The organism is Mariniflexile sp. (assembly GCF_041583155.1).
Taxonomy (GTDB): Bacteria; Bacteroidota; Bacteroidia; order Flavobacteriales; family Flavobacteriaceae; genus Mariniflexile.
The window spans coordinates 201088-215727 of the sequence record NZ_JBFHGK010000001.1; the positions used below are offsets into that span (position 1 = coordinate 201088).

The 14640-nt window shown below is 33.5% G+C and carries 9 protein-coding genes and 1 rRNA gene; all 10 read right to left on the reverse strand.

What is annotated here, in order from left to right; genetic code table 11:
* Nucleotides 1-2: 2 nt before the first annotated feature.
* Complete coding sequence (locus tag ABYI63_RS00830; RefSeq protein ID WP_372752416.1) at nt 3-551, reverse strand: RidA family protein; 549 nt, start codon at nt 549-551, stop codon at nt 3-5.
* Between the two features lie 35 nt (nt 552-586).
* Nucleotides 587-2644 carry an amidohydrolase family protein gene (locus tag ABYI63_RS00835; protein WP_372752418.1) on the reverse strand — a complete coding sequence of 686 codons (2058 nt, stop codon included), beginning with the start codon at nt 2642-2644 and terminating at the stop codon, nt 587-589.
* A gap of 20 nt (nt 2645-2664) precedes the next feature.
* Nucleotides 2665-3786, reverse strand: coding sequence for an FG-GAP repeat domain-containing protein (locus ABYI63_RS00840; RefSeq protein WP_372752420.1), 1122 nt, complete (start codon nt 3784-3786; stop codon nt 2665-2667).
* 130 nt (nt 3787-3916) lie between these two features.
* Nucleotides 3917-5332, reverse strand: a complete 1416-nt coding sequence (locus tag ABYI63_RS00845; protein WP_372752422.1) for a RagB/SusD family nutrient uptake outer membrane protein — start codon at nt 5330-5332, stop codon at nt 3917-3919.
* 15 nt (nt 5333-5347) lie between these two features.
* Entirely contained in the window at nt 5348-8683 is a 3336-nt protein-coding gene (locus ABYI63_RS00850; RefSeq protein WP_372752424.1) for a TonB-dependent receptor, read from the reverse strand.
* A gap of 148 nt (nt 8684-8831) precedes the next feature.
* Nucleotides 8832-9896, reverse strand: a complete 1065-nt coding sequence (locus ABYI63_RS00855) for a FecR family protein (RefSeq protein ID WP_372752426.1) — start codon at nt 9894-9896, stop codon at nt 8832-8834.
* Between the two features lie 121 nt (nt 9897-10017).
* The gene (locus ABYI63_RS00860) at nt 10018-10680 is read right to left on the reverse strand and encodes an RNA polymerase sigma factor (RefSeq protein WP_372752428.1); all 663 of its coding nucleotides are present in this window, start codon (nt 10678-10680) and stop codon (nt 10018-10020) included.
* A gap of 319 nt (nt 10681-10999) precedes the next feature.
* Nucleotides 11000-12136 carry a dipeptidase gene (locus ABYI63_RS00865; RefSeq protein ID WP_372752430.1) on the reverse strand — a complete coding sequence of 379 codons (1137 nt, stop codon included), beginning with the start codon at nt 12134-12136 and terminating at the stop codon, nt 11000-11002.
* Nucleotides 12137-12207: 71 nt separating this feature from the next.
* Nucleotides 12208-14208: an amidohydrolase family protein gene (locus ABYI63_RS00870; RefSeq protein WP_372752432.1), complete on the reverse strand. Its 2001-nt coding sequence runs from the start codon at nt 14206-14208 to the stop codon at nt 12208-12210.
* A gap of 314 nt (nt 14209-14522) precedes the next feature.
* Nucleotides 14523-14629, reverse strand: a 5S ribosomal RNA gene (gene rrf, locus ABYI63_RS00875).
* Nucleotides 14630-14640 lie beyond the last annotated feature (11 nt).

Below are 14640 nucleotides of genomic sequence, written 5' to 3' on the forward strand. Positions count from 1 at the left end.
TTTTATTCGTAGACTTCAACGATCAATTCTATTTCAACAGTCTGCGCTCTTGGTAATGATGCCACACCAATTGCTGCACGGGCATGTTTTCCTTTCTCTCCAAAAACATCTACCATTAAATCTGAAAACCCATTAATCACTTTAGGTTGTTCAACAAACGACGGGTCCGAGTTCACCAAGCCCAAAACCTTTACAATGCGCTTAACTTTATTTAAATCACCAAGCATTGTTTTTAAAACAGCTAATTGATTGATAGCCGTTTGCCTGGCTCCTTCATAACCTTGTTCTATAGTAATTTCTTGTCCTAATTTTCCAGACATCTCGGACCCATCGGGATACTTAGGGCCTTTTCCTGCTAAAAAAATAAGATTTCCAGTTCTAACTGCATTTACATAATTAGCTATTGGTTCTGGTGGAGAAGGAAGGGTGATGTTCAGTTCTTTTAGTCTGCCTTCTGGGTTATAATCTGCTTCAGGCTTTTCTTTATTAGCACATCCTGATATTACGAAAACGATACTAAATGTTATTAGTATTAAACATTTTTTCATCATAGTTTTAAAATTTTTAGTTTTGTATAACCTATTTATTATTCTTTAACATTAAAATCAGCTGCTTTCCAAAGCGGATTGCTTTCATAGTAATTGCCATTGGTCATTACCGAAGTTACCGTTCTTATATTCTCAATATTTTCTAATGGATTTTTATCTAAAATGGCAATATCAGCTTCTTTACCAACCTCTAACGACCCTGTTTTAGAATCTAACCCCATGGCTTTGGCAGGAACAATGGTAGCTGTTTGAAGAGATTGAAACGGTGTTAACTTACCTAATTTACAATATGTTTCCATTTCTAGATACAGCCCAAAACCTGGCGCAGAATTATCAGTACCAGCTACTACTGGTATGCCTGCATTATAAAAGCGACCCAATATTTCCATCGATAACGCAACCTCTTCATTATGTGCTTTAGATGCTTTTGGATTCATTCCTTTCTGAAATCGTTTTCCTTCCCATAACTCATAAGGCATATCACCGATACGTGGCATAATAGTTTCAACTGGAACGCCTTTTAGTAAACCTCTTTTCACATACAAGCCAATTGTTGGGTCTAACACCGTTTTATGTTCTAATAAAAAAGCAATTGCTCTTTGTATGCGTTCTTCACTCACACCATTTTCTGTAAGGTAATTTCCATTAAGCTCGGATGCATCCTTCTCTGGAAAAAGTACTGTAAGTATTCTATTGCTATGGCTTAATAAATCCATACCTAATTCAATAGCTGGTTTGGCATTACCAACTGGATTTGGAACATGTCCTGCTACAGTCATTCCTATTTTATGAGCTTCATCAGAAAGAATTTTTACAATTTCAGGTTCAACTGAAGAGTAAATCTTAATCTGTTTATAACCATTTTTATGGTACATAGCTACTACTTCTTTTGCTTCTTCTGGGGTTCTTGCTCTAATAATACCATTACCACGAATACCTTCACCATCCGTCATACCCGCTAACAGAATATCTGGACCTAATGCACCATTTAATGCAATAGCGTCTCTAAATGCAGTAGCAAACTCTACCTCGTTGCCATTATCGCGAATAGTTGTAACACCTCCAGCTAGGTACGTTGGAGCCCATTGTACTTGGTTAGAATGTGCATGCATATCCCACAAACCCGGTATTAAAGTTTTTCCTGAAACATCAATGATTTTAGCATTTTTAGGGATTACAACTTCGGCTCTGCTTCCAATGGTTTTAATAAGACCATTTTCAACTATAATGGTCATATCCTTTTTTGTATTATCACTTAAACCATCAACAACATCACCTCCAACAAGTGCTGTAATTTCACTTGAATTTTTAAGTTTGTTAGTGTAACCAGAAAGCACAGCCATTTGCTCTTCAACGTTCCCGTTAACAAAGAATTTTAAGGCGCTACCGTACTCTTTTCTAATCATTTCCCTAATTTGAGTATTAGCCTGCACAACAGCGACTAGTTTATTAGATTCATCTACCCAAATTGTTCGAGTTCCCCAATTGATTCCTGTAACAATGTAGCGATCTAAAGGTATTTTATTCCCATTTACTTCAACAGTATCTTTTTGTCTGAAAGTAATTGAAACTTCACCACGTGGTAAGGTTGGAATACTTTTGGGTTTTCCATTTTCAAAATAATAGTAGTACAACATCATTTCTGCTGCAGTTGAGACACCACTATGTAGGGGAAAAAAACTAGTTTTATCACTCGTAACAACTTCTGTATCCGATTCCCAAACTAAAACCTTACTTGGAGTTACTTTCACTTTTAAATTGTTGATTGTATCCTTGGCTGTAACACGTCTATTTTCGTAATAAGTTGGTGTTAAATCCATTTTTAAATGCAACTCGGTTTCTTCACCTGTTATCCTACCTCTTTCGTTTTCACCTTGTAAGGACTTCACAACAATGGAATCTTTGTTTGAAGTAATGCTATAGGTTTCTTCACCGATTAGCGATTGACGTCTGTGTACTAGAAACACACCTTCTTCTGTAATGTTTTCCCATTGGGATGGTTTTGAAGCACATCCTGTTAATAATAAAACCGATACTATTTTTAGTGTGTATCCAAATTTTATATTAAGGAATTTTGAATTTAATAAGCTTTTCATTTAATTATAATTTTAAAAAATTAAGGGAAATACGGTTTAAAGCGATTAAAATAATAGTTATTCAATTCGTCCGAATTGCTTTCAATGATATCTAATTTATTATCACCATTTAAATCGAAAACAGCAATATCATAGGTGTTGAAATTCTCATTATTGAGCTGTATTTTTTCCCAAGTAGCGCCCTTGTTGCTATTTACAAAAACATTATTTGGAGCTTTAACATTACCAATAACAATATCAATATCACCATCTAAATCTAAATCACCAATTGCAATGCAATAAGATTCATCTAAACTCGCATCAAATACAATTTTTCGCTCGTAAGTTTGGTTTTTACTACCAAAGTATATTACGTTTGGCTCGCCAATGTTGGCAGTAATAATATCAAGAAAACCATCTTTATCAATATCTGCTATTGCGATAGATCTTGTGATATCTTTTCCTGTTCCAAATGGGATCTTTTTATTGAATTTTAAATTACCGTCATTTAAATAGATATAATTTGGTTGATCATCTCTATTCGCCAATATTAAATCGAGGTGACCATCACCATTCATATCCATGACTTCAACATCAATAGTAGAATCGTCTTTAGAACCAAATCCAATAGATTTTGAGAAATTGCCTTTCCCATCATTTAAGCAAATTTCATTTTCTCTTCCTCGGTTTGTAATCAGTATATCGATGTCACCATCCTGATCGATATCTGCAACTACAATATTTCGTGTTGGTGCATAAGCAACGCCGAAACTAGATCCTTTAGTAAAATTACCCTTACCATCATTAATAAAAATGTAGTTAGGAGCCATATCATTCCCCACTGCCACATCTAAATCGCCATCACCATCAAAATCGGCAAGCTCTGTGGAGTAACTTGTTTCTTCCTCATCTCCTAAAAGCCGAGATACGGTATATATTCCCTTACCATTATTTAAAAAAATTCGGTTTTGACCCGGCCAATGTCTGCCATTAGCAACCAAGGCATCTATATCACCGTCATTATCAATATCGCCCAAACTAATAGATGCTGTACGCTCCTTGGAAGTACCAAGTATTAATCTGTCGTTGTGAAAAAATTCTAAAGTTTGCCCATTTACGGATAGTAAGAAGCAAAATAAAATAAAGGAAAAAGTGTATTTCATGGTTTAAGAGTTTGAAGTCGGTATCATACTTAGTGTGGTACACTAAATATTAATATTTTAAATAAAAATTGACACTAACTGAATACGAAACTCGGTTACAGTTAGTGCCAATAAGAATTACATTTTGATATTATTTATTATAACCCGGGTTTTGGGCAATATTTGGGTTAACATCAGTTTCATTTTGAGGTATTGGTAAGATGTTAGTATCATCACCATATGGTATTTCGCAAATGCTAGATGTACATTGAGTTCTTACGATATTTTTCTTTTTTCTCATTAAGTCCCAAAGTCTTTGACCTTCAAAACATAATTCCAAACGTCTTTCTAAAAATATGGCATCCTTAAGTGCATCTCCAATTGCAATTGTAGTTGGCGCTGTTGGTAAGGCTCTTTGGCGAACTACATCTAAATCCTGCTGAGCACCTAAGATATTTGTCCCAATTTCAGCTCTTGCTTCTGCTCTAATTAAATACATCTCGGCTAATCGAATAACCTTTACATTATCATAACCTAAAACTTCAGGGTATTTATTAACTCGGTATGGCGCATAGTCGCCTGCTAAAAGCGGATCGTCAATAAAAACACCTAATCTAGCATCGCCAGCTTCATACAATGAAACTACATCATTAGAAGGTAAATAATCACCATACCCACCTGCAGCTGGAGAAAGGTATAAACCTGAAATACTATTTGAACCCACGTTGTCCGTTTCTGTCATAGCAATTTCAAATATGGATTCGGTTGAATTATCTGCCGCCCATAAATTTAAATAATTGGCATTTGTTTCTAAAGTATAGCCAGATTCAATAACATCAGTAGCCATTGCTTCTGCGTTTACCCAATCTTCCTTGTATAAATAAACTCTAGACAATAATGCTTTAACTGCTACAGAAGATAAGGTATTTGAATTTGCACTTCTAGAAGTTGTTTTCATTAAAGAAATTGCCTTGGTCATATCAGAAATAATTTGGTCGTAAACTTCTTTAACGGTATTTCTTTCTGGTTCTAAGGTTGGATCAAATTCAAGAATAATTGGCACGCCTGCATGACTTGCATCTGCTGTAAAGGTATAATGTTGAGCAAAAAGTTTCACTAAATCAAAATATACCAATCCTCTTAAGGCATAAGCCTCACCGATTAAATGATCTTTTTCATCTTGAGTGGATGCTGTTACTTCCACATCGGAATTAATGATATTATTTAATGCATTGTTAGCAAAGTACATTCCAGTCCAAAGAGCATTAGCCTGAGAATCTGATACATTTTGTACGTGTTCTGCATAATCAACAATTCTATTTGCTGATAAATTTTGTTTAACATCATCAGCCATAACGTCGGGAATCATAAACATATATCTACCATAATAATATGCTCCCGATATTTCATCATATACTCCTGTTACAGAAGTTTCTAGATCTTCTAAATTTGTTATTGCTTCTTCATCGGACACTGAATCTTGAGGAGAAAGCTCTAAAAATGATTCTGAACATGATAGCATAAATCCTATCATTATCAATAATATTATTTTATTATAATTTTTCATAAGTCTTTTTTTAATTTACAATTGAATATCTAATCCTACTGAAATGGTTTTCATTGCGGGAGTTAATGCGCTATAGCTTCCATTAATAGCTTGTTCTGGATCTATATACAAATCTTTGTCTTTTGTAAATGTTAAGATATTTGTACCTCTTGCGTAAATCCTTGCTGAATTAAGGTGTAATAAGGATGTGTACTTTTCTGGAACACTGTATGCAATTGTTAAATCTTTTAAACGAATATAACTACCATCATATAACCATCTTGTAATATTCGCTTGGTTACTACCAGAATGTCCTCCCCATTGAAATTTAGGAAATAATGCATCTGTTTTTCCTTCAACCCATCTGTTTTCAAACAAATATGTTGCAGTACTTCTAGGTGTTAATCTACCATCTCCTAAAGATCCTACTGCTCTACTATCATGCAAATAGTTTCCATAAGAATACATGAAGTTTGCATTTAAGCTAAAGCCCTTGTATGAAAACGACGTATTAAAACCACCGTAAAAATCTGGAGTAGCCGACTTGCCTACTAAGTATCGTGAAGCTTGGCCGATATTATTTGTAATTGTAGTTTCTGTTTCGTCTGTATAATACTGAACACTACCAGTAGTTTGGTCTATACCAGCCCAACCGTACATGTAGAAAGATTGAAAATCTTCACCTACTTGTCTTCTATAAGCGCCATCTGTATAATCTTCATCTAGCTCAGTAATTTTATTTTTAATAAATGTAGTGTTGAAACCAAGACTCCATCTAAAATCATTTTTATCAATGATATCAGCGTTCAAAGTAAGTTCTAAACCTTTATTAGACATAGAACCAAAATTTTGTGTAAGCGAAGTAAATCCTGTTGTTGGAGAGATTGGAACATCCAGAATAAGATCAGAAGAAAGTCTGTCGAAATACTCAACAGTACCATTAATTCTTTTGAAAAGACCAAAATCTAAACCAATATTAAAGTTTTCTTGTGTTTCCCAGGTAAGATCTGGGTTTGCAAGTTGGCTTGGGGTTCCACCAGGTGATCCGTTATAATCATTACCATAACCATACAAGCCTAATGAAGCAAAGTTACCAATAGCTGCATTTCCTGTAAGACCATATGAGGTTCTTAATTTTAGCATATTGATGAACGAAAGATTGGCCATAAAAGCCTCTTTGTTTATGTTCCAGCTTGCACCTACAGAATAAAACGTTCCGTATTTATTATCGGCACCAAATCTTGAAGACCCATCATTTCTAATACTTCCAGAAAGGTAATATTTGCTGTTAAAATTGTAATTAGCTCTTAAGAACATAGAACTAAAAGTGTATTCACTTTTTGAACCAGCAATTGAATACTCGGCAGCAGCTGTACTTAATGTTTTAACTACATCATTTGGAAAATCTGTACCCGAGGCTGAAAATGATTCACGAATAGTTTGTTGTGCCTCATAACCTCCTAGTAAGTTTAAATTATGATTACTTTGAAAATCAAAAGTATAATCTAAAGTTTGAGTTCCTACCCAAGTCTTATTTGTAGTATTGGCTTCATAAGCATAACCATTAGTTTCATAACCCGATCCATAACGACGGTTATAATATGTAGATTCGTTAATGCTAAGAACATCAAAATTCCATTGAGATCTGAATACCAAATTCTTTATTGGATTGATGGATACCGCAAAGTTATCAATGATTCGGGATGTATTGGTTTCCCATAAATCATCACCACTTAAACTACCCACAGGGTTACTTCCTATAGGAAAATAAGATACGTGTTCTGAATTGAATTGTCCTTCTTCATCATATATAGGAATTAGTGGAGATAACTCTAGCGTACTTTTAAAAGGGTTGTTCCAAGAACCACCATCAGGCGCTGTACTGGAGGTAATATCTGAAACTGATATATTATTAGACAAGGTTAAATAATCATTAACTTTATATTCTATGTTCGATCGTCCACTAAACCTTGAAAAACCATACCCTATAATATAACTCTCTTGGTCCATGTAACCTCCAGACATGAAGTACTTAACTTTATCTGTAGCTCCTCTAACGCTTAAATCGTAACTTTGTGTAACACCTGTACGCGTTATGGCATCTAACCAATTTGTATCTGTTGCTTCACCGGTAGAAGGATCTATTTGTTGTGTGTACAAATTATCCAATTGTGCTTGTGCCGCTTCAGCGGTAAGCCCTTTGTTTACATAACCTTCTATATATAATTCTTTATACTGTTCTGCATTTAAAGGCTTTAATATATTTTTTGACGCTTGTGAATTAAAACCAGTTAGGGTTTTTAATTCAATAGTTGCCTTACCTGATTTACCTTGTTTAGTAGTGATTAAAATAACACCATTTGCACCTCTAGATCCATAAATAGCTGTAGAAGCAGCATCTTTCAAGACACTAATACTTTCAATATCGTTTGGATTTATGGATGCCATTACGTTTGAACTAGCACCATCATTATCATTTGTAGATTGACTACCTGCAGAAATTGGAATACCATCAATAACATATAATGGCTCACTAGATGCGTTTATAGAACCAATACCTCTAATTCTAATTTCAGTATTTGCACCAGGAGCGCCATCAATCGCCGAAGCTTGAATACCTGCAACACTTCCTCGTAGTGACTGTTCAAAAGATGATGTTGGAGCTTGCTGTAATTCATCTGCTTTTATTACCGAAACAGCACCAGTTAACGATTCTTTGGTTTGAGAACCATAACCAACAATTAATACTTCATCCAGAGAAGCGGCGTCTTCGTTTAAAACGAAATTTATAACCAAACTACTTCCTACTGTTGCACTTTTAGTTATAAAACCTACATAAGATGCTACCAAAATATCCCCTGCTTTAGCCTCTATGGAATATTTACCATCAAAATCTGTTTGTACTCCTTTTGTGGTTCCTTTAATAATGATGTTAGCACCTGGTAATGGTTGTCCATTAGCATCGGCCACAACACCTTTTATATTTTTTTCTTGAGAAACAATTTCTTCATCTGAAATAGATTCAGAAATTTTATTTTCATTTTTTTTTACAACTATTTGCTTTCCAATAATTTTATAAGTTAAGTTCGTATTTTGAAAAGCTTCATCTAGAATTTTTGTCACTTTTGCATTATCAAACTTCAAAGAAATTTTCTTGTTAGTTTTTAGCACATCATCTTTATAAAAAAAGATATAATCACTCGTTTTTTGGATTTCCTTGAATAATTCTTCTATAGAAATACTCTTTACATCAATATCTACTTTAACTTGTCCTACTGCAGTATTGGCGTAGGCAGAAGTAAGTCCAATTGCTATAAATAGTAAAAATACCTTCATAACCGTCAGAATTGCGTTACTTAAATTTTTTTTCATACTTTTGTTTTTTGTTAGTAATGTTGTTGAATTTCAACAATGTTCTTTTAATAGCCAGAAGCTGTTGGAGCACCTTCTGGCTTTTTGTGATTAATTCAAAATAATTTTTAATTTTACATCATAAAGTTTCTTCTGTTTTTAATATTTGTTAGTTAATTGTTAGTTTATTGTTCTTAAAAGTATAATTCAAGTTTGTACTCATTTCTATACTTTCTATCACCTTATCAACATCTTCGTTTAGATCTAAATAACCAGAAAATGTTTCAACCTCTTCTGTGGTTGACTTAAGCGCATTACTGATTTCAATATCAATATTATAATAGCGTGATAACCTTTTCATGATAAACTGCAAATCGTTATTTTTAAATATTAGAACGCCCTCTCTCCATGAAAAATAATTATCAACATTTACCTTTTCTGAAATAATACCTTTTGTTTTTTTGTTGTAGCTCGCTATCGTCCCTGGGGTTATTTTCATTTTATCTGAATGTGAAGCTGAATTGTTTTTATAGCTAATTTGCACACTACCACTTTTAAGCACAGTATTAATTGAATTTTCATCCAAATAATTAGTGACTCCAAAAACAGTTCCTAACACTTCAACCTCCTGGTTTTGAGACATTACTATAAAAGGTTGCTTCTTGTTATGGGCAACATCAAAAATTGCCTCTCCTTCTAGATACACTTCTCTTCTTTTCCCTTTAAATACGATGGGGTATACCAATCTAGAACCAGAATTTAACCAAACAGTACTACCATCAGAAAGTTGAATTTTGGTTCTCTTACCATATGGAACAAGAAGGGTATTATAAACCAACTTGTTATTTTTTACTGATTGCTGATTTACTGTTTGTGCCGATCCTATTTTTACTTCTTCACCCGAATTTGAATAACTTATAGAAGCCACTTTATCATCGATTTTTAAATTTTCTCCTGCTCCTAAAACAAGTGTTACTTCGCTTGCTGAATTGTTATTGGCAGGTTCTAGAGTTTTAACAAAATCGGTAATAGACTCATTTTGTTTCGGTTTAAAATATAAGCCTAATCCTATTAGTATTACCAACGATGCCGCTACGCCCATCATGGCATAAAACACACTTCGTTTACGAGAATCTGATTTGTGAATGGAATTAAAAATTTTATTTTTTAAATCCGCTTTTTCCAATTCCGTTATTGGTAAAAATTTCACATTATATGGTAGTTTTTCTTTCATATATCAAGGTATTATATAACCTAAATACTATTTTAAAAAGCAATTGTTATAGTTTTCCATCTATACTAATAAGTAAGATGATTACTATATATAGACACTATTTGTTGTTTTTTTTTTAGAATTAATAGTTGATTCTATAGTGCCTTAAAGATTTAATAGCTCTATATATATTGGTTCTTGCAGATTGAACAGACACATCCATTATAAAAGAAATCTCTTCGTATGATTTTTCTTGATCGAACCTTAAATACAAGCATTCGCGCTGCTTAGATGTTAAGGTACTTAGGGCATTCTCTAAAGCGGCTTTTTTCTCTAAATTACGTTCATTAACAATCATATCCTTCTCGCAAGAATCTGTATGATTTCTACGGATTTTATTTTTAGAGTTAATAAACTCATCCGATTCTGGAGTTGTTTTTCGGGAGTACTTTTTATTAATTTTACGAGATAATGACTTAAATAGGTAATTTTTGGCATTATCTGTAATCAATAAATTTTTTCGGTATTTATATAAATCTAGAAATAAATCATGAATACAATCCATCACAAAACTTCGGTCTTGTGAATTTTGAATACCAAATGCAAATAAGGAATCTATATAGATATTGTATAGTTTCCCTAAGGCTATCTTATCTCCTTTTTTAAGGTCTGCCCAAATACTTGCCTCAGACTCTTTAACTACTTTTAAATTACCTGTAGTCAATTGAGAACTTTTACTATTAAAATCTTCTTCTGCATTAAAATCCATTCTTTTTGCGGAAGTTTGTCTATATTCATTTTGCATGAATTATAATTTTAAAGCGTTTATAATTATAGCTTGCTATCACAATATTAAGCGTCCTAACCACATTTTATAGACACTATTACATTAATTTTAATAAAAAAAAGCATTTTTACAAAAAACCTTTAAAAAATTCACAAATACTTAATTAAAATCTAATTAAATTAAGAATTTGATGAGTAATCCATAATTTGATATGTATTATTTTTCGTAATAAAAAAACCTTACTAAAACTACAAAACACAGTAAATAAGAAATTTAATATTCTTGTTTACTGTGTTTTCTTAAATTATATTAGTACTAAAAAATAAGGTAGTTAAAACTATTTTAATACCTCTCCAAAATATCGCAACCAATTCTGCCCAAGTATTTTTTCTATATCTCCAGTTTTATAACCTCGCTTATCTAATATTTTGGCGACTTGCAAATACCTATCAGGTTTATCCAATTCCGGAATCCAAGGTGGCCATTGCACATCATAAGACGATTTAAAGCGAGTTAAACGTGGTACGTACCAATTTTCGCGAGTAGCTCCCGTGGCTTCAAGTCCTTGAATGGCAAAATCTGCTGCAACTCCCACATGGTCTATACCTCCTATTTTAACGGCATGGTCTATATGGTCTACATAAGTTTCAATTGTCGTTTTAGTACCAAGTTCTGGCCCAATCATGTAACCAAGGCAAATAATACCTATAATACCTCCTTTATCGGCCATGGCTCTTATTTGCTTATCTGTTTTAGCGCGTGGGTGGTTCTTATGCAAAGACTCACACATACTGTGGTTAAAACACGCCCCAGTTTTACTAAATGCTATGCCATCATCTGTTGTTTGACGCCCACAATGAGATAAATCCACTATAATCCCTAATTCATTCATGCGTTCCACAGCCTCTACACCAAAATCGGATAAACCTGCATTGGTACGTTCGGTACTACCATCTCCCAACAAATTTCTTTCATTATAAGTTAATTGTATCCATCTGGTACCGGCATCATATAACTTATTGATATTGTCAATCGACTTTTCAATCATAGTCGCATTTTGAAACCCCAAAAGTACTGCTGCTTTATTCTCTTTTTTTGCCTGTACAAAATCGGCGGCGCTTGTAGCATATATCAATTTATCAGGATTATCCTTAATTCGCTTTTGCCATTCTGCCAAAGATTTTAAAGCAACATTCAAATTCCCTGATTCTAATGAAATACTCATTCCCGTATAACCGGACTCCTTTAAGGCTCTAAATGAAGCTTCATCCCATCCTCTTGGAATAATCAATCCATCAATAACTATGGCATTTTTATATAATTTATCAATATGTTTTTGATTATAATCATAAGAAATTCCAGCAGATAGTCCATCCATTGAAACCAACTCACTTGAAAAGCTATTTAAAACATACCCTGGTAAAAGCAGTCCAAAAGGAAGCTTTTTAATGAAATCTCTACGTTTTTTTTCCATATATCTAATATTTTAAACACATTTTAATTATTGCAATTCTTTGTTTTAAACTTTATTTGTTATTAGTATTCTTATTTAAAATGTTTCACTCCCATAGAGGCGTACAATTCCTTGGCATAAAAAAGTTTTCCTCCTTTCATAGTCCATTCCACTCTTCTTATGTTACTAATATCTTCTAGCGGATTCCCATCAATTAATATAAGGTCGGCTTGTTTACCTACTTTAATAGATCCGTACAAATCCGAAACGCCCGTTATTTCAGCAGATTTTATTGTTGCCAATTTTAAAACCTCAGATGCAGGAATACCCGCCTGCACATATAGTTCTAATTCACGGTGATATAAAAATCCTGGCAATCCGTCTGTTCCTGGCACAATTTGAACTCCTTTGTTATATAAATCATTAACAACTTCCAACATTTTATTGAAGGAGTCTTCATGGCGTTTTTCCTGACCTTTAAGTTTAGGTAGTCCACCAATTAAATAGGTTCGTTGGTTCAACAATGGTAATCTGTCAATAATCTTGTTATAAGTCGCACTGGCTTCCCCTCTATTTGCCGTGAACATATTCTCAAAAATAGAAACCGTTGGGTCTACACGAATTTCCTTCGTTTTCAAAAGACTAATAAAATCCAAATATTCCTTAGATTTTAAATCAAGATCAGCACTATGTTTGGCTACCATAGTAAACCGCAAGGGTGTACGCGTATCTATGGTATCAGAAAGAAAATTAAGCAATACCATATTAATGTGCTGAATCTCATTATATCCTTTGTTAATAGCTTGTGATGCCGTCATATACGCAGGAATATGCCCACTTACCTTCATACCCAGCTCATGAGCCTTTTTAGTTAAAGGTTCCACCCACTCTGGCCTAATGGAACTATATAATTTAATTTGTTGATATCCTAGATCCTTATATTCCTGGATTTCCGCTAAACCAGCTTCCAAGTTATCAACTACATTTCGTTGGTTGGCATAGGGTCCTGAACCATCTATAATTCCACAAAAAGTTACAATGCGGGGGCCAACAATCTTATTATCGTCAAACTGATTACTCAAATTCTTTAACTGTTTATTATTGGCCAAATCCCTAACAGAAGTTACACCTCCAGCAATGTGCATGGCTCCTCGAAATTTATCATTATGAGTATGCATATCAAACATACCTGGCATAAGTGTTTTCCCTGTACCAATCATAACTTTTACACCATGAGCAATATCTTTAGTTCCAGTTGGTACTATTAACTGTATTGTATTCGATTCTACAAAAACATCTTGATTTAAAATTAAAGTTCCCCTTTCTGTAAAAACATTTACGTTCTTAATTACTACTTTATCTAATGAATGCGTAAAATTTCTTGCCACATTAAAAAGGTAGTCATCTTCTACACTATCTTGAATTCTTTTCATTTCAAGACGTAAAGAATTTAAATCTTTTCGCACTATATGTAGATTTCCAGAAATTTGAGCTATTAATTGGTTATCATTATCTAACCATAGATAAGAAGGCCCCATGTCTAACCCTTTTATGGTAAGAAGCTTTGCCGTAAAAGAATCTTTTATAGTAACGTAAACATGATCAACAAGCTCCACTTCTCCCTTTGGAAACAACCTTACCTTTTTATCTATTGACTTTAATAGTAGTTTGGCAAGCACTTCATAAGCCCCAGGAGATCCATCATAACGCATATATAATGCTTCACCATTAAAATCGCTTTCATTCTTCCCTTCCGGATTAATCCAGTACGCTTTAGTGTCTATGCTTTCAAAAGTCTCATTAACTGAATCTTTCAGATAATTTACACCAGTAATGGATTGTTTTTTTATAAAACCTTTGGAGTTTAGCGTTAATTCTTCGAAGTATTTAGGACCGCGACCTCTATCAGTATATTCATAAGAAAAACCAAAACTATTATCGTCAATAGACCACTTTTTATAAATTCCTGCAAGACTTTCTCTAAATACTACATCATATGTAATGGTAGCGTTCGTTGATTGTGATGTGCTTTGAAATTTTCCGGAACCTAACAAAATAGGGATTGATACGATAAGTATAAAAAGATACTTCATTTAATAATTTGAATTTGTTGAATTAAAATATAAAGAAGCCTAACTGACTCTCTAATAGAATAAGCAGGAAAACTGGAATTCATAGACATTTTTACACTAAAAATTCAATTAAAAGCATAAAAAATAGAGACAAATAAAAAAGAATTATGCCCAATACAACCTTAATCAGTTATATTTTAAAAAAAGTTATAGAAAAATGAAGAATGGTAACAGAAGAATCATCATAGCGCTTTATACGAAAAACAAAAAAAACTTGTATCCAGGAAACATACAAGCACAAAAAAGCCCTTCATTTTTCAATGAAGGGCTTCCAAAAAAGGCAACGACCTACTCTCCCACAATGCAGTACCATCGGCGCTAACGGGCTTAACTTCTCTGTTCGGAATGGTAAGAGGTGAGCCCCGTCGCTATAACCACCTTGAATTTTGCCCC

Bases quoted from the DNA above. Each gene is read 5' to 3' on its own strand.
- ABYI63_RS00830 (WP_372752416.1), bottom strand. From the start codon at position 551: ATGATGAAAAAATGTTTAATACTAATAACATTTAGTATCGTTTTCGTA.
- ABYI63_RS00835 (WP_372752418.1), bottom strand. From the start codon at position 2,644: ATGAAAAGCTTATTAAATTCAAAATTCCTTAATATAAAATTTGGATAC.
- ABYI63_RS00840 (WP_372752420.1), bottom strand. From the start codon at position 3,786: ATGAAATACACTTTTTCCTTTATTTTATTTTGCTTCTTACTATCCGTA.
- ABYI63_RS00845 (WP_372752422.1), bottom strand. From the start codon at position 5,332: ATGAAAAATTATAATAAAATAATATTATTGATAATGATAGGATTTATG.
- ABYI63_RS00850 (WP_372752424.1), bottom strand. From the start codon at position 8,683: ATGAAAAAAAATTTAAGTAACGCAATTCTGACGGTTATGAAGGTATTT.
- ABYI63_RS00855 (WP_372752426.1), bottom strand. From the start codon at position 9,896: ATGAAAGAAAAACTACCATATAATGTGAAATTTTTACCAATAACGGAA.
- ABYI63_RS00860 (WP_372752428.1), bottom strand. From the start codon at position 10,680: ATGCAAAATGAATATAGACAAACTTCCGCAAAAAGAATGGATTTTAAT.
- ABYI63_RS00865 (WP_372752430.1), bottom strand. From the start codon at position 12,136: ATGGAAAAAAAACGTAGAGATTTCATTAAAAAGCTTCCTTTTGGACTG.
- ABYI63_RS00870 (WP_372752432.1), bottom strand. From the start codon at position 14,208: ATGAAGTATCTTTTTATACTTATCGTATCAATCCCTATTTTGTTAGGT.